21 protein-coding genes and 1 pseudogene are annotated in these 21,613 nt (G+C 66.5%); 11 read left to right on the forward strand and 11 right to left on the reverse strand.

Annotation, left to right across the window (positions count from 1 at the left end; all coding sequences use genetic code 11):
* Positions 1–41: 41 nt before the first annotated feature.
* Positions 42–2,318, reverse strand: a complete 2,277-nt coding sequence (locus C7402_RS47660) for a phage tail sheath family protein (RefSeq protein ID WP_116610708.1) — start codon at positions 2,316–2,318, stop codon at positions 42–44.
* Between the two features lie 54 nt (positions 2,319–2,372).
* Positions 2,373–2,627: a hypothetical protein gene (locus C7402_RS11370; RefSeq protein WP_112170371.1), complete on the reverse strand. Its 255-nt coding sequence runs from the start codon at positions 2,625–2,627 to the stop codon at positions 2,373–2,375.
* A 511-nt stretch (positions 2,628–3,138) separates the two neighbouring features.
* Here C7402_RS11370 and C7402_RS11375 point away from each other — a divergent pair.
* A pseudogene (locus C7402_RS11375) lies at positions 3,139–4,299 on the forward strand (cysteine desulfurase family protein); the annotation flags it as partial.
* 25 nt (positions 4,300–4,324) lie between these two features.
* Here C7402_RS11375 and gcvA read toward each other — a convergent pair.
* Entirely contained in the window at positions 4,325–5,269 is a 945-nt protein-coding gene (gcvA, locus tag C7402_RS11380; RefSeq protein ID WP_224039881.1) for a transcriptional regulator GcvA, read from the reverse strand.
* 131 nt (positions 5,270–5,400) lie between these two features.
* On the opposite strand from gcvA, the gene C7402_RS11385 reads away from it, so the two are divergent.
* The 8 genes from C7402_RS11385 (at position 5,401) to C7402_RS11420 (ending at position 12,882) form a co-directional block, all read left to right on the forward strand.
* Positions 5,401–6,204: a hypothetical protein gene (locus C7402_RS11385; RefSeq protein WP_116610779.1), complete on the forward strand. Its 804-nt coding sequence runs from the start codon at positions 5,401–5,403 to the stop codon at positions 6,202–6,204.
* A gap of 93 nt (positions 6,205–6,297) precedes the next feature.
* Positions 6,298–6,567 (forward strand): MoaD/ThiS family protein, encoded by a 270-nt coding sequence (locus C7402_RS11390; RefSeq protein ID WP_112170368.1) that lies wholly within the window; start codon positions 6,298–6,300, stop codon positions 6,565–6,567.
* 74 nt (positions 6,568–6,641) lie between these two features.
* Positions 6,642–7,757 carry a WD40/YVTN/BNR-like repeat-containing protein gene (locus C7402_RS11395; protein WP_116610711.1) on the forward strand — a complete coding sequence of 372 codons (1,116 nt, stop codon included), beginning with the start codon at positions 6,642–6,644 and terminating at the stop codon, positions 7,755–7,757.
* Between the two features lie 107 nt (positions 7,758–7,864).
* Positions 7,865–8,926, forward strand: coding sequence for an alpha/beta fold hydrolase (locus C7402_RS11400; RefSeq protein WP_116610712.1), 1,062 nt, complete (start codon positions 7,865–7,867; stop codon positions 8,924–8,926).
* 248 nt (positions 8,927–9,174) lie between these two features.
* Complete coding sequence (locus tag C7402_RS11405) at positions 9,175–9,510, forward strand: DUF4148 domain-containing protein (RefSeq protein WP_116610780.1); 336 nt, start codon at positions 9,175–9,177, stop codon at positions 9,508–9,510.
* 161 nt (positions 9,511–9,671) lie between these two features.
* On the forward strand, positions 9,672–10,073 hold the full coding sequence (locus C7402_RS11410) for a PPC domain-containing DNA-binding protein (protein WP_116610713.1): 402 nt from the start codon (positions 9,672–9,674) through the stop codon (positions 10,071–10,073).
* 177 nt (positions 10,074–10,250) lie between these two features.
* On the forward strand, positions 10,251–10,676 hold the full coding sequence (locus C7402_RS11415) for a hypothetical protein (RefSeq protein WP_116610714.1): 426 nt from the start codon (positions 10,251–10,253) through the stop codon (positions 10,674–10,676).
* A 91-nt stretch (positions 10,677–10,767) separates the two neighbouring features.
* A complete protein-coding gene (locus tag C7402_RS11420; protein WP_112170363.1) occupies positions 10,768–12,882 on the forward strand; it encodes a phosphocholine-specific phospholipase C in 2,115 nt (704 codons plus the stop codon).
* A gap of 108 nt (positions 12,883–12,990) precedes the next feature.
* Here C7402_RS11420 and C7402_RS11425 read toward each other — a convergent pair whose 3' ends face one another.
* Positions 12,991–13,281, reverse strand: coding sequence for a hypothetical protein (locus C7402_RS11425; RefSeq protein ID WP_116610715.1), 291 nt, complete (start codon positions 13,279–13,281; stop codon positions 12,991–12,993).
* Positions 13,282–13,348: 67 nt separating this feature from the next.
* Positions 13,349–13,765 (reverse strand): Spy/CpxP family protein refolding chaperone, encoded by a 417-nt coding sequence (locus C7402_RS11430; protein WP_224039889.1) that lies wholly within the window; start codon positions 13,763–13,765, stop codon positions 13,349–13,351.
* A gap of 296 nt (positions 13,766–14,061) precedes the next feature.
* On the opposite strand from C7402_RS11430, the gene C7402_RS11435 reads away from it, so the two are divergent.
* Together C7402_RS11435 and C7402_RS11440 are read left to right on the forward strand one after the other, a co-directional pair.
* A complete protein-coding gene (locus C7402_RS11435; RefSeq protein WP_112170360.1) occupies positions 14,062–15,393 on the forward strand; it encodes a phospholipase A in 1,332 nt (443 codons plus the stop codon).
* 208 nt (positions 15,394–15,601) lie between these two features.
* Positions 15,602–15,856 (forward strand): DUF2934 domain-containing protein, encoded by a 255-nt coding sequence (locus C7402_RS11440; RefSeq protein WP_116610782.1) that lies wholly within the window; start codon positions 15,602–15,604, stop codon positions 15,854–15,856.
* A 42-nt stretch (positions 15,857–15,898) separates the two neighbouring features.
* Here the strand turns inward: C7402_RS11440 and C7402_RS11445 are convergent, their stop codons facing one another.
* The 6 genes from C7402_RS11445 to C7402_RS11470 all read right to left on the reverse strand — a co-directional run bounded on the left by C7402_RS11445 (position 15,899) and on the right by C7402_RS11470 (position 21,600).
* Positions 15,899–16,990 (reverse strand): porin, encoded by a 1,092-nt coding sequence (locus tag C7402_RS11445; RefSeq protein ID WP_116610716.1) that lies wholly within the window; start codon positions 16,988–16,990, stop codon positions 15,899–15,901.
* 179 nt (positions 16,991–17,169) lie between these two features.
* Complete coding sequence (locus tag C7402_RS11450) at positions 17,170–18,234, reverse strand: NADH:ubiquinone reductase (Na(+)-transporting) subunit F (RefSeq protein WP_112170358.1); 1,065 nt, start codon at positions 18,232–18,234, stop codon at positions 17,170–17,172.
* 17 nt (positions 18,235–18,251) lie between these two features.
* The gene (locus tag C7402_RS11455; RefSeq protein WP_116610717.1) at positions 18,252–18,614 is read right to left on the reverse strand and encodes a phenol hydroxylase subunit P4; all 363 of its coding nucleotides are present in this window, start codon (positions 18,612–18,614) and stop codon (positions 18,252–18,254) included.
* A 38-nt stretch (positions 18,615–18,652) separates the two neighbouring features.
* Positions 18,653–20,272 (reverse strand): aromatic/alkene/methane monooxygenase hydroxylase/oxygenase subunit alpha, encoded by a 1,620-nt coding sequence (locus C7402_RS11460; RefSeq protein ID WP_112170356.1) that lies wholly within the window; start codon positions 20,270–20,272, stop codon positions 18,653–18,655.
* Positions 20,273–20,297: 25 nt separating this feature from the next.
* The gene (locus C7402_RS11465) at positions 20,298–20,570 is read right to left on the reverse strand and encodes an MmoB/DmpM family protein (protein ID WP_028208985.1); all 273 of its coding nucleotides are present in this window, start codon (positions 20,568–20,570) and stop codon (positions 20,298–20,300) included.
* Entirely contained in the window at positions 20,563–21,600 is a 1,038-nt protein-coding gene (locus C7402_RS11470; RefSeq protein ID WP_116610718.1) for an aromatic/alkene monooxygenase hydroxylase subunit beta, read from the reverse strand. The genes C7402_RS11465 and C7402_RS11470 overlap by 8 nt, the downstream gene beginning before the upstream one ends.
* Positions 21,601–21,613 lie beyond the last annotated feature (13 nt).

Consider the following 21,613-nt stretch of genomic DNA (forward strand, 5'->3'; position numbering starts at 1 on the left):
CACGCGCGGGTGCAGGCCGGCTCAGGTCGGGTCAGGTCGGGTCAGGTCGATTGCGCGCTGATCTGCTCGATCTGGATCACGACGAACTCCGCGGGCTTGAGCGGCGCGAAGCCCACGAGTATGTTGACGATGCCGTTGTCGATATCGGCCTGCGTCGTGGTTTCGCTATCGCATTTGACAAAGTAGGCCTGGCTCGGCGTGCTGCCCTGGAACGCGCCCTTGAGGAACAGGGTCTGCATGAAGCTGCCCACGTTCAGGCGGATCGACGCCCATAGCGGCTCGTCGTTCGGCTCGAACACCACCCACTGCGTGCCGCGGTACAGGCTCTCTTCGAGAAAGAGCGCCATGCGCCGCACCGGCACGTACTTCCACTGGTTCGCCATGGCGTCCGCGCCGACCAGCGTGCGCGCGCCCCACAGCACAGGGCCGTACACGGGGAAGGTGCGAAAGCAGTTCAGGCCGAGCGGATTGAGCACGCCGTTCTCGGGGTCGCTCAACGGGTAGACCATGCTCTGCACGCCATTGAGCGTCGCGGCCGTTCCCGCCGGAGCCTTCCATACGCCGCGCGAGCTGTCCGTGCTCGCATACACGCCCGCCACCACGCCGCACGGCGCGAAGGTGCGCAGGTTGTAGCCGTTCAGCGGATCGGCCAGGCGCAGGCGCGGGAAGAAGGCCGCGCCGTTCGCGTCCACCACGGCGAGCTGGCTGCTTTTCCAGTCCACCGCGCCCGCCACGGTCGTCACGTCGGGCGGCGGGTCGATCAGCAGGAATGCGCGGCGCAGCTTGCACAGCGCGATGGCGGCGCTGTAGACCGCGTTCGCGTTGACGTTGATGTCGAGCGCGTTGGGGTTGCTCGCGTTCGCGCGCGTGGCGTCGGGAATGCAAAGCAGGTTGAAGAGATCGACTTTCGAGAGCGCGTAGACGCCGGTGAAGCTCGCCTCGTCGCCGATCAGGTCGGCCGTGGCGGGCAGACCCGTGGTGGCGGGCGAGGCGAAGTCCGTGCCCGCAGTCGAGGTCGCTTCCTGGCCCCAGGCGGTGTGACCGGTGCCGAGCGCATAGTGCGCCGCGTTGGCGCTCGCGCTGCCGCCCGTGAGGCCGAGCAGGCTCACGCAGGTGGTGAGCGGCGCGGCCGGGTCGGCAATCGAGAGCACGGCGTCCGGGTTGCCGGGCAGCAGTGCGTTGATGCGCAATGCCTGGGTGGCGGGATTGGCGGGCAATGGCGTGACGCCCACCTGCACGACCGCGCCCGGCATCTGCACGGCGAGCGCGGCGTTGACGGCCTGCTGGATTTGCGTGGCGAGGCCGCTGAGCGAGGCGGGTACCGCCGTGTTGCTGGCGATGACCTTGACCGAAAGCGGCAGGCCCGCGGGCGCCGGATTCGGGTTCGTCGTGCTGAGCGTGAAGCCATAGTCCTTCGTCGCGACCGGGCTCGCGAGCGTGAAGGCGGAGTTCGTCACGCCCGGGCCCGTGTAGTTCTGCGCGAGCGTGAGCGTCGTGTCGTTCGTGATGGAGAGCACGCGCCACGCCGTGTTGCTGGTGTCGCCCGCCACGAGAATCGACTGCCCGAACTTCAGCGTGGTCGTGAAGGTCGTGCCGTTGCCCTGCACGGTAGCGCTGCCCGTGGTCAGTGTGACCGCGCCCGCGAGGTTGCCGCCGATGTCGGTCGCGACCGAGTAGGGCGAAATCGCTGTGCCCACGTAGCCGGTTTGCGCGATGCTCGCGAGTGCCTCGATCGCGGTGAGGTCGGCGGTGCCCGGCGCGTCCATCTTCACGAGTTGCGAGCCGTTGTCCGGGTCGTTGACGACGTTCTCCACCCAGTTGCTTTTCGTGTTGTCGTAGGTGACCGAAGGGAAGCTCTCCACCGTGCCGCCCGCGAGATCGGTCACGGTCAGGTTGAAGGTTTTCGGGTCTGCGCCGGGGCTCGGGCCGCCCGGCGTGAGGCCCACGTAGTCGATGTCGATGAGCAACTGGCCGTTCGGGATCGTGCCGCTGCTGAGCGCCTCGAACGTGAACGACTGGAACTGCACCTTCGCCGCGGCCGCGCCGAGCGAGGTGGCCGGCGTGCGCACGATCCACGCCTGCGCGCCGCCGTTCTGGAAGAACTGCTGCACCGCGTAGCCGAGTTCGCTGTTCGAGGCGAGGCCGCCGTAGAGCCGCTCAAAGTCGCCGAAGCTGAAGATCTGCTGCGCGCGATTGTCGATGCCGCTCTTCGTATAGCCGACGAACGCCGCGATCGAGGTCTGGACGCCGGTGATCGGATGCGAGGCGCTTTGCTGCTCCTCGATATAGACGCCGGGATAGGTGTAGGTCATCGCCATGATGCGTACCTTGCAGACGTTGAGGGAGTGCGGCCATCGGCGCGCGGCGCGCGGTCATGGCCGCGGCGGCGGGCGGGCGCGGCCGCCGGGCGGGAGCGCGGGGGGCGCGGCGCACAAACGGTCGAGCGCGGCTTCGATCGCGGCGGCGTCGGCCGGGGCGTCGGGCACGCGGCGGCGGTAGTGGATGCGGCCGTCGGGCGCGCGTGCGCCCACGACGACGCCGGCCTCGCGCAGCACCTCGAGCGCGCGCTCGACGAGGCCGACCGAGTCCGGCGTGAGGTTGAGCCACCACTGAGCGATGCCATCCACGCTGTCCCCCGCATGCGGATGCCCACGCAGGTAACGGGCAAGCTCTCGCACCACATCCTGCAACGATGGGTCCCGCACACCTGGGTGACGTCCAGCTACGTTCATGGGTGGCGAAACGCAAGGTCGGTGCCAACGCGCGCGCGGCGCGCAAGCCCCGCGCGGCGGGGCGGGCGCGGCGTGGCGCCTGGGGCGGGGTGGACATTTTTGTCCGGGCTTGTGCGGGCCGGGCGGCGCGTGAAGGCGTGCATGCGCGCGCCGGGGCGGCTTTGCGCGGGCGCACGCGAGGGTGGACGGATTTGTCCTCGGGCGACGGTAAATGTCCTGGGGCGAATCCTGGGTGGGTCCTGGGTTTGTTGGGGGACGGCGTGGCGCGATCAGAAATAAATTTTCCCGGATGAATCAAACGCAGAATCAGATCCTCTGCTCAAAGCGGAAGTCGCGCGAATTTGGAAGCATTTTTTAGGGCGCGCAGCGTACGATTTCTCCGATTCCGACGTGCGAGAAAGCAAAAATGAGCGAGAAGGGCAATTTGCATTACTTTGATTACGCCGCGACCACCCCGGCCGATCCGCGGGTGATCGAGGCGATGGGTGGGTGCCTCGGCATCGAGGGCGACTTCGGCAATCCCGCGTCGAGCTCGCACGACGCGGGGCAACGCGCGCGGCGGCTCGTCGAGCAGGCGCGCAAGGATGTGGCCGCGCTCATCGGCGCCGATGCGAACGACATCGTCTGGACCTCGGGCGCCACCGAATCGAACAACCTGGCGTTGAAGGGCTACGCCGAGCGGGCCACGCACAAGCGCCATCTGGTCACGAGCCAGCTGGAGCACAAGGCCATTCTCGACACGATGGCGAGCCTGGAGCAGCGCGGCATGGCCGTGACGCGGCTCGCGCCCACAGCCGATGGCGAAATCACGGCCGAGGCCGTCGCGGCGGCGCTGCGGCCCGACACCGGGCTCGTATCGCTCATGCTGGTCAACAACGAACTGGGCACGCGCACCGACGTCGCGGCCATCGCGCGCGTGGTGCATGCGGCCGGCGCGCTGCTGCACGTCGACGCGGCGCAGGCGCTCGGCAAGACGCCCATCGACGTGAAGGCGGCGGGCATCGATCTGCTTTCCATGTCGGCGCACAAGGTGTACGGACCGAAGGGCATCGGCGCGCTCTACGTGAGCCCCGAGGCGTTCGCGCGCATCGCGCCGCAGATGCACGGCGGCGGCCATGAGCGCGGCCTGCGCTCGGGCACGCTCGCCACGCACCAGATCGTGGGCATGGGTGTGGCCTGCGAGCTTGCGCGCACCGCGTTGCACGAAGACGGCGAGCGCATCGCGCGCCTCGGTGAACGCCTGCTGGCCGGCGTGCTGGCGCTGCCGGGCGCCACGCTCAACGCGGCGCGCGCGCCGCGCATCCCGCATACGATGAGCCTCACGTTCGATCTGCCGGGCTTTTTCCCGTTTCTGCTGACCGGCGACCTCGCGATTTCCTCCACCTCGGCGTGCAACTCGGCGGCGGGCACGCCGTCGCATGTGCTCACGGCCATCGGCCTGGGCGAGGAGGCGGCGAGCCGCACGGTGCGCTTGAGTCTCGGGCGCTTCACCACGCAGGACGACGTCGATTTCGCGGTGGCGTGCATTCGCCGCGCGCTCGCGCCGTGCGGCGAGGTCGCGGCGGCGATCTAGTTGCGGCCGCGCCGGGCGCTCAAGGCGGTGGCGCGAGGAAGAGGCGGATTTCGTCGGCGAGCCAGTCGCGCAGGGCGCGCACCTTCGGGTCGTCGCGGCTGCCGATGCGATAGACGAGGTCGTGGCCGCGCTCGGATTCGAGGCGAAGCTGGGGAAAGGGCGCCACGAGCCGGCCGGCCGCGATGTCGTCGGCCACGATCACGCTGCGCCCGAGCGCCACGCCTTCGCCGCGAATCGCGGCCTCGATGGCGAGGCTGCCGTGGCTGTAAGCGGTGCCGCGATCGCTGCGCACGCTGCTCAAACCGGCCAGCGCGCACCATTGCTCCCAGTTCGCCAGCATGCCTCCCTCGTGCAGCAAGGTGCAGCGTGCGAGGCTCTCCACCTGGGCCATGCCGCCCATTTTCTCCCGATACTCAGGACTGCAAACCGGCGTCACGGTTTCGTCCAGAATGCGCTCGGCCAGCACGCGCGGATAGCGGCCGCTGCCGTAGCGGATCGCCACGTCCACATCGGAGTCATTCAGGTCGACGTACTTGTCGGTCACGTCCAGGTGCACGTCCAGCTCCGGGTGGCGCGCCTTCAGCCGGTGCAGGCGCGGCGCAAGCCAGCGGTTCGCGAACGACACGCTCGCGTTGATTTTCAGGCGCGTCACGCTGTCGTGGGCGCGCAGCCGTTCGGACTCCTTGGTGAGTTCCGCGAGCGTGCGGTTCACGGCCAGCAGGAACTCGGCGCCCGCCGCGGTCAGCACGATGCGCCGCGTGAGGCGCTGGAACAGCGCCACGCCCAGATGGGTTTCGAGCGTCTTGATGTGCCGGCTCACCGCGCCGTGGGTGACATGCAGTTCCTGCGCCGCGAGCGTCATGCTCAGGAGCCGCCCGGTCGCCTCGAAGGCGCGCAGCGTTTGCAGAGGGGGAAGCCGGTCGAACATGGGCGAGGTCGCGCAATACGTGTGAGTTTTACTCACGCATTATATGACGACAAATGGTTTGTCAGCCAGTCAGGCCACCTTCAAGATGGTTGGGCAGCCGCGGTGCGTCGCGCTACGCGGCTCGCGCATTCGTCAGCGTCGGCATTTTTCGCTTCATCTTGCTCGTCATGGAACTTCTGGTTTTCAAGCTCGTTCTCACGCCGTTGTTGTTGCTCGCCGCGAGTCTCGCCGCGCGCCGTTGGGGCGAAGCGGTCGGCGGGCTGCTCGTCGGGCTGCCGCTCACCTCCGGGCCGGTTTCGGTGTTTCTCGCGCTGGAGCACGGCAGCGCGTTCGCGGCGCAGGCCACCTCGGGTTCGCTCACCGCGACCGCCGCGCAGGCGGCGTTCTGCGTGGCCTATTGCCGACTCGCGCCGCGCGGGTGGAGCGTGGCGCTCGCGGGCGCGGGGCTCACGTTCGCCGTGGTGGCGGGGTTTCTGCAATGGAGCGCGTTGCCCGCCAATGGGCTTTACATCGTCGCTATCCTGACCGTCGCGCTCGCGCTCAACCTCATTCCCAACAAGCCCGCCCGCACCGCGCGCCTGAATGCGCCCTGGTGGGATCTGCCTTCGCGCATGGCGCTCATCGCGGGCCTCGTGGTGGGCGTGACGCTGATCGCGCCGTACGTCGGCCCCGAGGCGAGCGGTGTGCTCGCGTCGCTGCCGTTCATGGCGATCATCCTCGCCGTCTTCGCCCATCGCATGATCGGCCACGAAGCCGCCCAGCAACTCATGCGCGGCATGGCGGCCGGGCTGCTGGGCTTCGCGTCGTTCTTCTACGTGCTGAGCTTGACGCTCACGCGCTGGAGCCTCCCGTCCGCTTATGGCGGCGCGATTCTCTGCGTGCTCACGATCCAGGCGATCTCGCTGTACCGCATGCGGCTGCCCGCGCCCTGCCTGCACGCCAAGCCCAAGGCCGAAGGCAGCGCGTCCTGAGAGCGGCGGCACGTCCCGCCGCCCAGCGCCCGCGGCGAATGGCCTAAACTACAAGACCAGCGGATGCGGCCACTTCCGCACCGCGGGCCCGCCATGGCGCACATCTTCTTCGCCGCCTCGATCCAGCGGCACGTCGCGATGCCCGAGCGCGAGATCGACGCGCACACGCTCGGCGAAGCGCTCGAAGCCGTCTTCACCACGCAGCCCCGGCTGCGCGGCTATATCCTCGACGACCAGGGCGCGCTGAGAAAGCATCTGGCCGTGTTCGTGGACGGTCGGCGCGTGCGCGACCGGGAACGCTTGTCCGATGCGATCGGCGAGCAAAGCCGCGTTTATGTCGTGCAGGCGCTCTCCGGCGGGTAAGCAAGCAGAAGGGAGATGAAGGGAACAGGCCGCCAGGGCGGCGTCATGCGCGCAAAGGTGAGGAGACACGCGAGATGAGCGATCGACTGCTAGTCGCGACCCGCAAGGGACTGTTCACGCTGCAAGCCGACGGCGCGGGCGGCTGGACGCTCGGCGAGCCGGAATTCGTCGGCGAGCCGGTGAGCATGGTGTTGCCCGACGCGCGTGACGGCACGCTCTATGCCGCGCTCAATCTCGGCCATTTCGGCGTGAAGCTGCACCGCCGCCGCGCGGGCGAGGCGGACTGGGAGGAGTGCGCGGCGCCGCTCTACCCGCCGCAACCCGCCGACGAACCGCTCTCGAACGCCGCCGCGCCGGGCCAGGCGAACATTCCCTGGACGCTCCAGCAGATCTGGTCGCTCGAAACCGGCGGCACCGACGAACCGGGCGTGCTGTGGGCCGGCACGATACCGGGCGGTCTGTTCCGCTCCGGCGATGGCGGCGCCACCTGGACGCTCAACCGCGCGCTATGGGATCGCCCGGAGCGCCGCGAGTGGGCGGGCGGCGGCTACGACGCGCCGGGCATCCACTCCGTGATGGTCGATCCGCGCGACAGCCGGCACGTGACGGTAGGCGTATCGTGCGGCGGCGTGTGGCAGACCTCGGACGGCGGCGCGAACTGGCGTCTCACGGCCGAAGGCATGGAGGCCGACTACATGCCGCCCGAGCTGCGCGGCAGTGGCAACGCGCAGGACCCGCACCGTATCGTGCAGTGCGCCGCGAACCCCGACGTGCTGTGGACCCAGCATCACTGCGCGATCTTCCTCTCGACCGACGGCGCGGCGCACTGGCGGCGCATCGAGGCGCAGCCTTCGAGTTTCGGTTTCGCGGTGGCCGTGCACCCGCGCGAGCCCGACACGGCCTGGTTCGTGCCGGCCGTGAAAGACCAGTACCGCGTGCCTGTGAACGGCGAGTTCGTCGTGACGCGCACGCGCGACGGCGGGCGCACGTTCGAGCGCTTCTCGAATGGCTTGCCGGCGGCCCCGGCGTATGACCTCGTGTACCGCCATGGCCTCGCCATCGACGACTCCGGCGAGCGCCTCGCCATGGGCTCGACCACGGGCGCGCTCTGGACTTCCGGCGACGGCGGCGAAAACTGGCGGCTGGTTTCGGCGCACCTGCCGCCGGTTTATTGCGTGCGCTTCGCGTAAGGACGCCGCGCCATGCAAGCGCGGCACCGCCGCGCCTTGTGAAATTTCGCTCCCCTATACTGCCGTGGCTCGCCGTACCGTACGGCGCCATAAAGGAGAGAGCGGAAATGCCGGAAACAATCGATGCACGTCGTCGCAGTTTGCTGGGAACCGGAGCCCTGATGCTGGCGGCCGCGCAGTGGGGCGCGTCGGGCGCCGCGCATGCGCAGACCCCGGCGGCCAAGCCCGCGCCTCTGCCGCCTCTACCGCCGGTGAAGCCGGGCAGCCACACGTCGTTCGCGGCGCTCAAGCAGGTCAACGCGGGCCTGCTCAACGTGGGCTATGCGGAGGACGGCCCGGCCGACGGCCCTCCCGTGATCCTGCTGCACGGCTGGCCTTACGACATCCATAGCTTCGTCGACGTCGCACCGCTGCTCGCCTCGCGCGGCTACCGCGTGATCGTGCCGTATCTGCGCGGCTACGGCAGCACGCGCTTTCTCGCCGCCGACACCTTGCGCAACGGCCAACCCACGGCGGTGGCGACCGACATCGTCGCGTTCATGGACGCGCTCAACGTGCATCAACCGGTGATCGCGGGCTTCGACTGGGGCGCGCGCACCGCCGACATCATCGCCGCCTTGTGGCCGCAGCGCTGCAAGGCGCTGGTTTCCGTGAGCGGTTATCTGATCGGCAGCCAGAAGGCGGGCATGACGCCGCTGCCGCCCGAGGCCGAGTTCCAGTGGTGGTATCAGTTCTACTTCGCGACGGACCGGGGCCACGCCGGCTACCAGAAGTACACGCACGACTTCGCGAAGCTGATCTGGCGGCAGGCCTCGCCGAAATGGCAATTCGACGACGCCACGTTCGATCGCAGCGCAACCGCCTTCGACAACCCCGACCACGTGGACATCACGATCCATAACTACCGCTGGCGTCAGGGCCTGGCACCGGGCGAAGCGAAGTACGACGAGTACGAGGCGAAACTCGTGCCGGGTCCGGCCATCGGCGTGCCGGCCATCACGCTCGAAGGCGATGCGAACGGCGCGCCCCATGCGCCGCCATCTGCGTATGCGAGCAAGTTCACGGGCAAATACGAGCACCGCGTGATCACGGGCGGTATCGGCCATAACTTGCCGCAAGAAGCGCCGCAGGCCTTCGCGCAGGCCGTGGTCGACGTGGACCGCTTCTAGCGCCCCTGGCCGCGCGCCCATACGGCGCGCGCGGCCTTCGCGGCGGGATTTTCGTATCGTTGTGTATCCACCGTGCAAACGGACAAAAACGCTTGCAAAGCCGGGCGTTGTGGAAACAAGCCGGATACGTGCGAGGGGTTAAATACACCCATGCCAGTCAGCGATGTCGCAAACCGATGTCGAAGCGACTGGAAGCACGCGCCACGCAACCGTGGTCCGAACCATTTTCCTGCTTACAGGTGGATATCATGAATCTCGTCAAGTCGCTGATCGTTGCCGCTGTCGTCGCTGTTCCCGTCGCCGTTCCCGCTGTTTCCTTCGCGCAATCCAGCGCGCCGGTCACGCGCGCCCAGGTGCGTGCGGAACTGGTCCAGCTCGAAAAGGCCGGCTACAACCCGGCGGCCGATTACGTGGACTATCCGCAGAACCTCCAGGCCGCGGAAGCGCGCGTGAGCGCACAGAACGGCGCGGTGGCCTCGGCGTACGGCGGGGTCGCCGGCGGCGCGTCGGCGGCGGGCGGCGCGACGGTTGCCGCGGCTGCGCAGGATATTCCCGGCCTCGGTCCGATCTATGCGCATCCGTGAGAGCCGGGTGGTCTTCTGCGGAGTTGATACGGAATCCTCTGCAATCGTCGACTGTGCCTCGCCGGATGCGTATGCTCGCGCGGGAAGGGGCGAGGAGGGCGACTTGCATTCGCCCCTCGCTCCGATCTAAGCTGCGGGTGATACATGAGACGGATACCCGCATGCAGATCCATCCCGTTCGGCTGTCTCCGGGCGACGACGTGCGCCTCGCCGTGGAAGCCATACTCAGCCGGTGCGCCATGCGCGCCGGCTTCGTCATTCAGGGCATCGGCAGCCTGAGCGTGGCCCAGTTGCGCTTCGCGGGCGCCGAATCGCCCACGGCGCTGCACGGCGACCTCGAAATCCTGACGCTGGCCGGCTCGGTGTCGCCCGACGGCGCGCATCTGCATATGTCCGTGGCCGACGCGCACGGCCAGGTGTCCGGCGGCCATGTCGCGCGCGGCTGCATCGTCCGCACCACGGCCGAATTGCTGCTCGCGCTGCTTCCCGAACATCGCTTCTCGCGCGAGCTCGACGCCGCGACCGGTTACGCGGAACTGCATATCCGCCACGAGCCGCGTTGATCCTGGCGCGCCGCAAGGCGTTTGTCAGCACGCGCCGTCACAAAACTTAAAAGCGCCTTCGCTATCCTCCTGCGTTGCCTTGATGCCGCATGCTTCGTGCGCGCGAGGCAAAGCTCGGGCCGCCTCCTCGAGCCGTTGTTGTGCCTCTGTTGTCCCTCTATCTGGACGGAGACTTCGATGACGGTCGATTCCGCGCCGGTGCGTCTGCTATCGCAGAGCGCGCCGCGCAAACGTTTGGTCGCGCCCGCTGCATTCATCACCTGGCGCTTGCCCGCCACGCTGCTCGCGTGCGCGGTGCTGGGCTGCGCGCTCGGCGCATGTAGTGAGCGCGACGCCGACGCGCGCGTGGCGCTCTCCACGAACGCCGCGCGCGAGCTCGCGCAGGCGCAGCCCGGCCATGCGCCGAGCCCGCCGCTTGCCAACGCGATCAATCAGGAGGCGCAAGCCTCCCCGTCGATTCCCCCGGATGGTGCCGCTTTGCCCGCCGACACCGTGCGCTCGCCGGCCAGACCATCGGACGACACCGGCGCAGAGTCCGCACAGTCCGCACAAGCCGCACAAAACGAACCGCTCGCACCACCCGTCATTCACACCGTCGACTGACGACCCGGCCGCGCGGTCTTGCCGACTGCCGTCCGTCCAGACGGCGGCGTGCCGCGCGCGCCATTCTCAACCCGAAGATGGAAACCACAAGATGACATCGAGAAGCCGCCGTGACTTTCTCCGCACCGCCGCGATGAGCGCCGGTTCGGCCACCGCCCTGACGATGCTGCCGCTGGGCATTCGCAACGCGCTCGCCATTCCCGCGAACAATCGCACGGGCAGCCTGCGCGACGTCGAGCACATCGTGATCCTCATGCAGGAGAACCGCTCGTTCGACCATTACTTCGGTACGCTGCGCGGCGTGCGCGGCTATGGCGACACGCGCACGATCACGCTGCCCAACGGCAAGCCCGTGTGGAACCAGCCGCTCGCGGCGGGCGTGGGCGAAGTGCTGCCGTTCCATCCCACGGCGGCCAATCTGGGCTTGCAGTTCCTCCAGGATCTGCCGCACGACTGGCCCACCACGCACGCGGCGTGGAACGGCGGCCGCTACGACCAGTGGGTGCCCGCCAAGGGCACGACGACGATGGCGTACCTCACGCGCGACGACATCCCGTTTCACTACCAGCTTGCCGATGCCTTCACGATCTGCGACGCCTACCACTGCTCGACGATGACCTCGACCGACCCGAACCGCTACTACATGTGGACGGGCTGGGTGGGCAACGACGGCAGCGGCGGCGGCCCCGTGATCGACAACGCGGAAGCGGGCTACGGCTGGTCCACGTATCCCGAAGTGCTGCAAAACGCGGGCATTTCGTGGAAGATCTATCAGGACGTGGGCGAAGGGCTGGACGCCAAGGGCTCGTGGGGCTGGACCGGCGACAATCCGTATATCGGCAACTACGGCGACAACTCGCTGCTGTACTTCCACCAATACCAGAACGCGCAGCCGGGCAACCCGCTCTACGACCGCGCACGCACGGGCACCAACGTGCTCGCGGGCGGCGGCTATTTCGACGTGCTGAAACAGGACGTGGCGAACAACGCGCTGCCGCAGGTATCGTGGATCGTCGCGCCCGAGGCGTACTCCGAGCATCCGAACTGGCCCGCGAACTACGGCGCGTGGTACGTCGATCAGGTGTTGCAGATCCTCACGTCGAACCCCGACCTGTGGAGCAAGACCGCGCTGCTCGTGAACTACGACGAGAACGACGGCTTCTTCGACCACCTCGCGCCGCCGTTCCCGCCCGCATCGAGCGCAAACGGCCTCTCGACGGTCGATACCACCAACGAGATTTTCCCCGGCAACAGCAAGTACGCGGCCGGCCCCTATGGGCTCGGCACGCGCGTGCCGATGCTCGTGGTCTCGCCCTGGTCGCGGGGCGGCTGGGTATGCTCGGAAACGTTCGACCATACCTCGGTGATCCGCTTCATCGAAAAGCGCTTCGGACTGCATCACGATTTGCGCGAAGCGAACATCACCCCGTGGCGGCGCGCCGTGTGCGGCGACCTCACGTCGGCGTTCGATTTCGCCACGCCCAACGCCGCGCTGCCTTCGCTGCCGTCCACCACGAGCTATGCGCCGCCCGACCGCACGCGTCACCCCGACTATGTGCCCGTGCCGCCCGCCGTGGGCAGCGTGCCGAAGCAGGAGCCGGGCGTGCGCAACGCGCGCGCGCTGCCCTATGAGCTTTTCGTGCGCTTCGACGTGAACGGCAATTCGGGTCACGCCAACGCGCATTTCGTCAACACGGGCCGCGCCGGCGCGGTGTTCCTCGTCTACACGGCGGGCAGCCTCGACGCGCCGCGCACCTATACGGTCGAAGCGGGCAAGCGCCTGGAAGACCAGCTCACGCTCGCCGCGAGCGGCGCTTACGACTTCAGCGTGCACGGCCCCAACGGCTTTTTGCGCCGCTATGCGGGCAAGCAGGTGAAGCCGGGCTGGTTCGGCGGCAACGAAACGGCGCGGCCCGAGGTGGCCGAAGGCTATGACGTGGCGAACGGCAACCTGCAACTGCGCCTGCACAACACGGGCAGCGCGCGTTGCCAGTTCACCCTCGTCAACGCCTACGACGCGGGCGCGACGATCCAGCGTACGGTGCGCGGTGGCGACACCGAGCACCTCTATCTGGACCTGCGCAATGCGCACGGCTGGTACGACCTGACGATCACGGTGGACAGCGATTCGACCTATGTGCGCCGCATCGCGGGCCACGTCGAGACGGGCCGCCCGAGCTACAGCGATCCCGCGCTTGGCGCTTGAGGGTATCCGGTATCGCGGATGGTGTTTGACGCGCTGAGATGAGCCACGGCTTTGCGAGCCTCGCAAGCCGTGGCTTTTTTGTTTATCGCATCATCATGCGGGGCGCATCTAGCGCCAGCGCGGCGGCGGCGGTCCCCAGCCGGGGTGCCGGACGTGTCGCGGACCCATGAAATGCGGTGGATGGTGCCAGGGAGAAAAGCCGTGGCGCGTGTACACGACCGGAGGCGGCCACATGGGCGCGGGATGCATGAAGACGACGGGCGGTGGCGGCGCGTAGAAGGCGCCCGGAATGCCGATGCCCACGCCCACGTTGACGTTCACGCGCGCCTGCGCCGCCGGCATGGCGCAAAGCGTAGTCAGCGCCGAGACGAAAGCAAACTTCAACAGGCAGGGTTTCATCGTCGTGCCTCACGTTGAGTCGGGTCGAGCCAGGTCGAGTCGTGCGGTCCCCGGTGCGCGCGGCGGCTTACTTCGAGTGCGCTTCGGCGGGACGGAAAGCGGCGTCCGCAAGCTTTTTCTGCGAGTCGGGCATGCTCGTATAGAGCGCCGCGAACGCATCGAGCATCGCCTTGCTGCCTTCGGCGTTGGCCTGGGCGATCTCGTTCCACGATTGCAGGTTCTCCACCGCGGTCTGCTTTTGCGCGTTGTCGTGCCTTTGCTGGATCAGGTCGTCCACCGATTTGGCGTTATTACGCATCACGTCGGCCACTTTCGCCCACTGCTCTTCTTCGGCGGGAGTAATCTTCAGTTCGGCATGCAATTCTTTCACCCGGTCGTCGACCGTTTCCTCGTGATGCGGATGCGACGACGCGGCTGGCGCGCTGGCTTGCGCCCAGCACGTGGAAGCGCCCAGCATGGCTAGCGCAAGCAGGACAGGTTTCATTGTCAGTCCTCGCGAAAAGCGTTCGCCGGCCGTGGCCGGCAAGTCGGAACGAACCATTTTGATCATAGCAGCGCAAGCAAACAATTCAATTCTGGCGGCCTGTCTGTAACAGGGAATCGGGCACGATTCCCGAAAGCACCACGCTTCACTCGTAACGAGCATCGGCTGGATTCGTCGCGCGGCGAATCATTCTGGCGATACAAGGAGGCAACGTGGCGATTCGAATGGCATCTTGCGGGGAAACCTTTTCGTGCTCCGAACCGGGGCTGCGTCCGCCGTGGGCCAGGCTGGCGTGCATGGCGCTGGCCGTGGCCACGCTGGCGGGCCATGCGCCGGTGAGCCGCGCGGCCGTGTCCTTCATGCGCCCGCCGCGCGAGGCGCGCTCCGACGAGCCGCTCGTCGTGACGATCGTGTACACCGGCGACGCGCCTTCGGGCACCACCATCGACGTGCCGCGCAACCTGACCATTACGCTCACCAACGGCGAGGCGCTGCCCAAGGCGGTGCTGCTCACGCGCGATGCGAGCGCGCCCGAACACGTGCGGCTCGAAACGGGCGAAATGAAGGCGGTCAGTTATCGCGCGCCCTGGCCGGAGTGGGCGCGCGGCGCGGTGCGCATCGACGTGCCCGACGTGGACGTGTCGCCTTCGGTGGTCCTGCTCACGCGCAAGCCGGCAACGGCCACGGCGAGCGCGGGGACTTCCACCAACGCGTCCGCCAATGCGCCGGGAAGCTCACCAGGAAGCACGCCTGGAAGCACGCCCGCAGCCGTTGCGCCCGCATCCACAACGCTCGCCATCGCGCCCGCCGAAGGACCGATGGCGGGCAACGCGTCGCTCGCGGCCCAGATGCCGCCTTCGAGCGTGACGCCTTCGAATTCGCTTGTGCCGGATCTCACCACCTTCCTCAAGGGCCGCTTTTCGTTCTACCAGCCCACGTATTTCGCGGACGGCTGGGCCTCCAACGATTCGGATCTCGCGAAATTCCAGATCAGCTTCAAGTTCCGTTTTGTATTGCCCGATGATCCGCGCTCGCGAGGTTTCGTCGACAACCTTTATTTCGCGTATACGCAAACGTCGCTGTGGGACATCAACGAATATTCGGCGCCGTTCCGCGATACGAGCTACATGCCCGCGCTGTTCTATTACCTGGAGGACACCGGGTGGCGGTCGAAGTGGTTCACGCGCATGGGGATAGAAGCCGGTTATGAGCACGACTCGAACGGGGAAGATGGACCGGAGTCGCGCGGCCTGGATTATTTTTACGTGAAGCCGATCTGGGACTTCGGCGACATCAACGCGAACCATCTGACCATTGCGCCGAAAATCTATGGGTACACGCATATCGCCGGAGAGAACTCGGATATCGCGGACTATCGCGGTTACGTCGACTTGCTGATCAAATACGGCAGCCCGGATGGCTGGCAACTCGCGACCACGCTGAGAAAGGGCACGAAATCCTGGTACGGCAGCGTCGATGCGCAATTTACATACCCGCTCGCCAAGCTGTTCGGCAACGCCTGGGGCGGCTATTTGTGGGTCGGGTATTTCAACGGCTACGGCGAGGATCTGCTCGATTACAACCAGCACCGCTGGTCCGCGCGCATCGGCTTTGCCGTATCGCGCTGATATCGCGCTGATTTTCATACGATTCTATTTGCCTGATGGCCAACGGACTCGCGCCTGTGCTCGATCTGGCTTCATCGCACGGAGCGCCGTGAGGCGCAAGCGCTTTGCGCCGGGCACCGCGATTGCGCGCGTTTCCCGGCGTGCGTCAACGGCAGCGGGTGACTTCGAATCGTTCGCCGCGGGCGCGCGCACACCGGAGGGAACGACCATGAATGACGACCGCGAAGAGCGCGTCCGGCGACGCGCATACCAACTCTGGCAGGACGACGGCGCGCCGCAAGGCAAGGCGGACGAATACTGGAGCCGCGCGGAGAGGCAAATTGCCGCCGAATCGGACGCCGACGGCGACGGCGCCCATATCGCCAGCGATCAGGCGGGCAAGCGCCGGATCGTCGGCGAACCCTTGCAGGAAAGCAACACGATGCCGCCCAACGAACTGGCACGGGACAAGCGGCGCGGCTGAGGCTGCGCGCGTTTGAAGCGTGCCCGCCCGGGCGGGTGCGCTTCAGAAAAGCTGCCGGACCCCGAGATTGACGGCCGTGGTGGTTCCCGCCGGTGCGAAGAGCGTGTTGGCCGACGAAAGCCCTTCGCCCGCAACGAGACCGAGGCGTGCATTGCCGTCGTTGTGCACGACGCCCACCTGCGCATAGAGCGACGTGCGTTTGGACAGCGAATACGACGCGCCGATCGAGCCGAGCACCGCGTGGCTCGACGTTTCGTTACGGTCGGTCATGTACCACACGCCGCCGTTCACGTCGATGGCTGGCGTGATCAGATAGTCGAGGCCGCCGCCGTACAGGTTGTTGCTCGGGCCGCCGCTCGCGCGAAAGCTCGTGAACGACGCCTTTGCCGTCACGGTGCCGAACCGGTACGTGGCGCCGAGCATGCGGCCCTGAAAAGGCACGGCCGTGGGCGGCACGGTGTCGGCGGCGGGGCTCGCGTTGCTGTCGAACCAGGCGGCCTCGACCATGAGGTCCTGCCATTGCCACTTGAGGCTTGCGGAAACCTGCTTGCCCGCCTGGAAGTCGCCTGGCACATTGCCGAACGCATAGAGCACGCTGCCTTGCAGGCCATATAACACCGGGCTCGTGTACGAAACGGCGTTGCGCGTGAAGATGCCCGTGGCGGCCACGGTGTTCAGCCACGGCAGCAGCGAACTGCCCGTCATGGATAGGCGTGGGTCCAGGTCGTAGAGCGCGAAGAAGAAGGGCGAGAACTGCAAGCCGAGTTTCACGTCGCCAAAACCGCCGCTCATGCCCACCCAGGCCTGGCGGCCGAAGAGATTGCCGTTCGAGTCGTTGAAGCCGCCCGTGCCCATGTTGATGCCGCTTTCAAGTGTGAAGTTCGCTTTCAGGCCGCCGCCAAGGTCCTCAGTGCCCTTCAGGCCGAACACCGAAGGTGAGAGTCCGCTATCGCCGAAGCCGATGAACTTGCCGCCGTTCGTGTCCGTGGCGGGGTTCAGTGTCTTGCTCAGATACAGCACGCTGGCGTCCAGCACGCCATACAGCGTCACGCTGCTTTGGGCGTGCGCGGCCCCGGCGAGCGACAAACCGGCCGCGATAGCCGTGAAATTGCGCGCAAAAGAAAAGCGGTTCATATGTCTCCTTCTATTTATAAAGTAATACTAAATAAATGGTCCGGCGAACGGATTTCGAGACACTCGATCGCCGAAGGCAGCAAACGACAGCGATGCGTGATAAGCACGGGCGGGAGGCGCACCCCGAACTGCGGGTGCGCGCGCCCGTGCCGTTGTTCCCGCTTGCGGCCCGCCGAGACTCAAATCGACTTGAAAAGCGGGCTGCGCGCCGCGCCTTGCTCGCCGTCGGCGTGGGTGAGGAACTTCTCCGTGTAGATGTCGCGTTCGAACAACTGGCCCTGCATGAGCGTGCGAATCGCCGCTTCGATCATGACCGGCGGCCCGCAAAGGTACGCCTTGTGGCCGCGGAAATCGCCCGCGAAATGGCTGCGCGCCGCTTCGTGCACGTAACCGCGAAATCCGTCCCAGCCCGAGTCGGCGGGTTCGTCGGAAAGGGCCGGCACGTAGCTGAAGTTCGCATGACGCCCGGCAAGCGCGAGGAACGCATCGTGGTAGTAAAGCTCGCTGCGGCTACGTGCGCCGTAGAGCAGGGTGATGGGCCGCGCGTCGCCTTGCGCGAGCAGATCGAGCAGCATCGAGCGCGGGCTCGAAAGGCCCGAGCCGCCCGCGATCAGGATGATGGGCTGCGGGTCGGAGGCGCGCACGAAGAAGCGCCCGAACGGCCCGGCAAAGCGCAGCGTGTCGCCCACATTCAGTTGCTCGTGCAACCATGTCGTGCCCTTGCCGCCGGGCACGCGCCGCACGTTGAGCTCGATGCGCGCCGCGCTGCCCGGCTCGCCCGCGAGCGAAAACGCGCGGGGCATGCTCTCGCCCGGTATCTGCACGTTCACGTACTGGCCTGCCTGGAACGCGATGCCTTCGCCTGGCAGTTCGACGAAAATACCCTTGATGGTGGGCGTGAGGTCGACAACCTCGGCCACGCGCCCCACATGGTCGCGCACCGGGAAATGGCGCGCATCCGGGTCTTCGTCGATATCGGCTTCGATCGTCACGTCGGACTGCACGCGCGCGCAGCAGGCGAGGCACTTGCCTTCGTCGCGCTCGAAGTCCATGAGCGCGAACGGGGACGCCTCGCCGTGCTCGATCTCGCCGTCGCTCACCTGCACCTTGCACGTCGCGCACAGGCCGTGGCAGCACGCATGCGGCAGCCACACGCCCGCGCGCAGGCACGCGTCGAGCAGCGTCTGGTCCTCTTCGATCTCGATCGTCTGGCCGATCGGCTCGATGGTCAATTGATAGCTCATGATGCTTGCCTCCCGTGCTAGCTGTGCGAGCCGCCGATGCCCGTGAGCCCTGGCGTGCGCAGGCGCAGCAGGGCCTTGTGGCCCAGACCGTTCTCCACGAGGCTGGCGTTGAAGTCGGGCGTGAAGCGCTCGCGCGAGCGGAACCATTCGATGCTTTCGGGTCGCACCGCGTGCCAGTCCGGATGCATGCCGTACATGGCCGCAATGACTTCCTGCGCGAGCGTGGCGAAACGCATGCCGGGCGCGACGGCGATGCAATGCGGGGCGCAGAACATGAGGTGATCTTCCCAGCCCACGTAAAGCAGATGGTTGCCGTGGAAGTTCTCCACGCTATCGCGCATCGGCCCGCTGTAGCCTTCGTTCAAAGCGACGACTGCCATGATGTGTCTCCGTGTGTTTGTCGTGGTTGCGGCAGGACCTACGCTGCGCGCCGTGTGGGTTGGTCTTCGCTTGCGGCTTCGTTACCCGTTTCCCTGGCGACCTCGCCGCCATACGCGGGCTTGCCGGTCCACTGCCGCCAGTTCGCGCAATCGGGCGAGTCCTCGAACTCATGGCCGTCCGCGCCCGGTTCGATGTGGTAGTAGCGCAGCACTTCGCGCATGGGGTCGAAGCCTGGGGCGGCCGGATCGGCGTCGGCTTCGAAGCAGTTGCCCTGGTAGATCTGGTGCACGGGCAGCCACGCCTGCACGTACTTCTCGGGCTCGTTGTCGAAGATGTCCTTGCAGCCGTCGGAGCAGAAGTGGAACTTGTTGCCGAGGTAGTCGCTCTCGCGATAGCAGATTTTCGTGGGATCGTCGGGCTCGGTGAAGGCCATGGGAATCTGGCACACCTGGCACAGCATGGGCAGCGAGTTGTTGTAGAAGCGCTTGCCTTCCTGCTGCTGGCGACGCCAGTATTCGAAGCGCGGACGATAGAGCGTGTCGAAGGTCGCCGGGTACTTCTGCGCGAGCCAGTCCATCTCGTCGTCGGTGGGAATCCACGTGTGCATGGCGGCGGCGTGCGTGTAGTTGTAGAAGATGCCCCACGCCTCGTGCGAGAGACGATCCTTCTCTTTGGTCGCGACGTCGTGATACTTCGGCAGGCGAATGCCGTAGCGCTCCAGATCGTGAAAGAGCGCGCCGCCGTTCTGCTCGAAATAGGTTTCCCATGCTTCCTGCCACGACATGATGCGTTTGGGCAGCATGTAATCCATCATCATCGCGACGAGCGTGAGCAGGCGGTAGCCGCGCCAGAACCACTTGTCGATCCACTTCTGGATGATCGGCACATTGCCGGGGTCCTGTTCGAGCAGGAACTTCACGACTTCGAGGCCGAGCGTCATGTGGCGCGACTCGTCCGACTGCGCCGAAAAGCCGAACGTGACCGTCGCCATGTCGCCGTTGAACGCCGCCCCCGACATGAACGGCATGAAGAGCAGATTCGTGAGCACATATTCGAATGAGAACGAGATGGCGGTGACGAACTCGAACGGCCCGGCGCTCATGGCGTCTTCGAAATACGACTTCGGCACGGACAGATACCAGACGCGGTCATGCATGTGCCGGAAGTCGTGAAAGCCGTTGAAGAACTTGTTGTACTGGCTGATCGTGTGCACCTGGGTCTGGGCGTGGCGCAACTCGTCGATGGCCTGCATCTGGCAGGCGATGCGCGCGCCCGCGCCGCGAAAGTTGCGGCCCGCGAGCGCAAAGCCGCGATGCGCCGCGTATTCGAGCGGGCTCACACCCGTGAGGAACAGCTTGAGCGCATTGATGTAGCGCGGGTCGGTCACGTTGAACTGGCCGTTGTTCTGCTGGAACGCGTCGATGATCGCGTAGAGCTTGCGCTCCTTTTCGCCCTGGTATTTCCAGTAGGCGTCCATCGTGAGGCGGAACGGGTCTTCCCAGCGGTCCCAGTCGTGGACCTTGATGCCCTCGAAGCGGTCGTACGGGAAGATCGCGTCCATCGGTTGATAGGTGCTCTCCCACGCAAGGCCGCGCGTGAGCATTGCATAGTTTTCCTTAATACTCAGTTTTTTGGGCGAGGATGCCGGCGTGCTCATGGTGTGTCTCCGTGTCGTTTTGGGCTCAGGCGTTCCACGCCAGGATGAATTCGTCGTCGGTTTCGTCGATGTTGCCGGAGAGCGAGATCAGGTTCAGTTGCAGCTCGCGCAGGTCGAACGGACGGCCGATGCGCGCCTCGATCGATTCGCGCTTGATGACGAGGCGGCCCTGCGCATCGATCTTCACCATGGCGGGCAGCGCGTTGACCACGGCGTGCGGGTTGTCTTCGGCAATGGCTTCGACGATCGGGCGCGAGTCGTCGTTGGTCTGGAAGGCGATGAATACGGTGTCAGCCATGTCGGGCCTCCGTGCGCGTGGCGCTCTCGCCGATCGCGATGCCGGTCTTCGTCATGCGGGCGGTGAAAGCCGTGTCGATTTCCGCAAGTGCGGTTTCGGCGTCCTGCTCGCCGAGCGCATGCTGAGCGAGCGGACGCAACGCTTCGAGCGCGCGTGTGCGCCATATTTCGATCCAGCACGCGAGCAGCGCCGTGTTCTCCGGCGACTCCGCCGCGGCGGTCTTGAGCGTGGCGTCGACCCAGCGGCTCGTTTCGTCGAACCAGGCAATCGCGAACTCGTTGAGCATGCCGAGCCCCGCGCCGCATTGCGCCGAGAGCCGCGCATCGATATGGCGATAGACGAGCGGGTAGAGCAGGCCGTCGAGCACGGCGTTTTGCGCGGTGAAGGTTTCGAACCAGTCCTGCACGACCATGAGGTCTTCGACCAGGCGGCGCAACGGCTGCCACATGGGGGCGTCGAGCCAGGCCGCCTTGCCCGCCACGAGCGAACTGCCGAGATTGCCATCGAGCACGAGGCCGATGCGCGAAAGATACTGCGCGAGGCCGAGGCGATCCATGCTGTGATACATCGTGGCCTGCGTGATGGCGGTGCCCCAGCCGTAGGCGGTGACGAAGCAGTTGTTCGTGTTCGCGGCCCACTCCACGTGGCGCAGCGGCACCATGATCGAGGCGATGCGTTCTTTCTGTTCGTCGGGCAAGCCGGAGAGCAGCGCACGCCGCGTGACGAACTCGATGTTCTTTTCCATCGTGTCCTGCTGGCGCGCGCGGGCGATCGTATAGGCGCCGTAGTAGTACTGGCGCGGATCCTTGAACGCGTACCAGTCGTTCATGCGGATCGCTGTGCGCGCCTTGTCGTAAAGCTCGTATTGCGGCTGCCACAGCGGGCGGTAGTGGAAATTGACCTCGGGTTGCAGGTCGAACGTCGCTTCCTGATAGCGCGACGCGGGCTTGTCCGCGCCGAGCCGGCGCGCGATGTGCGAGAACGTCTGCCGCACCGGCTGCACCGCCGAGGTCTTGATGTCGATTTGCATCTGTTGCTCCTCC

Source organism: Paraburkholderia unamae (assembly GCF_003096875.1).
Lineage (GTDB): Bacteria > Pseudomonadota > Gammaproteobacteria > Burkholderiales > Burkholderiaceae > Paraburkholderia > Paraburkholderia unamae.

Bases quoted from the DNA above. Each gene is read 5' to 3' on its own strand.
- C7402_RS11445 (WP_116610716.1), bottom strand. From the start codon at position 16,990: ATGAACCGCTTTTCTTTTGCGCGCAATTTCACGGCTATCGCGGCCGGT.
- C7402_RS47660 (WP_116610708.1), bottom strand. From the start codon at position 2,318: ATGGCGATGACCTACACCTATCCCGGCGTCTATATCGAGGAGCAGCAA.
- C7402_RS11440 (WP_116610782.1), top strand. From the start codon at position 15,602: ATGAATGACGACCGCGAAGAGCGCGTCCGGCGACGCGCATACCAACTC.
- C7402_RS11400 (WP_116610712.1), top strand. From the start codon at position 7,865: ATGCCGGAAACAATCGATGCACGTCGTCGCAGTTTGCTGGGAACCGGA.
- C7402_RS11470 (WP_116610718.1), bottom strand. From the start codon at position 21,600: ATGCAAATCGACATCAAGACCTCGGCGGTGCAGCCGGTGCGGCAGACG.
- C7402_RS11425 (WP_116610715.1), bottom strand. From the start codon at position 13,281: ATGAAACCCTGCCTGTTGAAGTTTGCTTTCGTCTCGGCGCTGACTACG.
- C7402_RS11465 (WP_028208985.1), bottom strand. From the start codon at position 20,570: ATGGCTGACACCGTATTCATCGCCTTCCAGACCAACGACGACTCGCGC.
- C7402_RS11415 (WP_116610714.1), top strand. From the start codon at position 10,251: ATGACGGTCGATTCCGCGCCGGTGCGTCTGCTATCGCAGAGCGCGCCG.
- C7402_RS11390 (WP_112170368.1), top strand. From the start codon at position 6,298: ATGGCGCACATCTTCTTCGCCGCCTCGATCCAGCGGCACGTCGCGATG.
- C7402_RS11435 (WP_112170360.1), top strand. From the start codon at position 14,062: ATGGCGCTGGCCGTGGCCACGCTGGCGGGCCATGCGCCGGTGAGCCGC.
- C7402_RS11450 (WP_112170358.1), bottom strand. From the start codon at position 18,234: ATGAGCTATCAATTGACCATCGAGCCGATCGGCCAGACGATCGAGATC.
- C7402_RS11430 (WP_224039889.1), bottom strand. From the start codon at position 13,765: ATGAAACCTGTCCTGCTTGCGCTAGCCATGCTGGGCGCTTCCACGTGC.
- C7402_RS11455 (WP_116610717.1), bottom strand. From the start codon at position 18,614: ATGGCAGTCGTCGCTTTGAACGAAGGCTACAGCGGGCCGATGCGCGAT.
- C7402_RS11460 (WP_112170356.1), bottom strand. From the start codon at position 20,272: ATGAGCACGCCGGCATCCTCGCCCAAAAAACTGAGTATTAAGGAAAAC.
- C7402_RS11420 (WP_112170363.1), top strand. From the start codon at position 10,768: ATGACATCGAGAAGCCGCCGTGACTTTCTCCGCACCGCCGCGATGAGC.
- C7402_RS11410 (WP_116610713.1), top strand. From the start codon at position 9,672: ATGCAGATCCATCCCGTTCGGCTGTCTCCGGGCGACGACGTGCGCCTC.
- C7402_RS11405 (WP_116610780.1), top strand. From the start codon at position 9,175: ATGAATCTCGTCAAGTCGCTGATCGTTGCCGCTGTCGTCGCTGTTCCC.
- C7402_RS11385 (WP_116610779.1), top strand. From the start codon at position 5,401: ATGGAACTTCTGGTTTTCAAGCTCGTTCTCACGCCGTTGTTGTTGCTC.
- C7402_RS11395 (WP_116610711.1), top strand. From the start codon at position 6,642: ATGAGCGATCGACTGCTAGTCGCGACCCGCAAGGGACTGTTCACGCTG.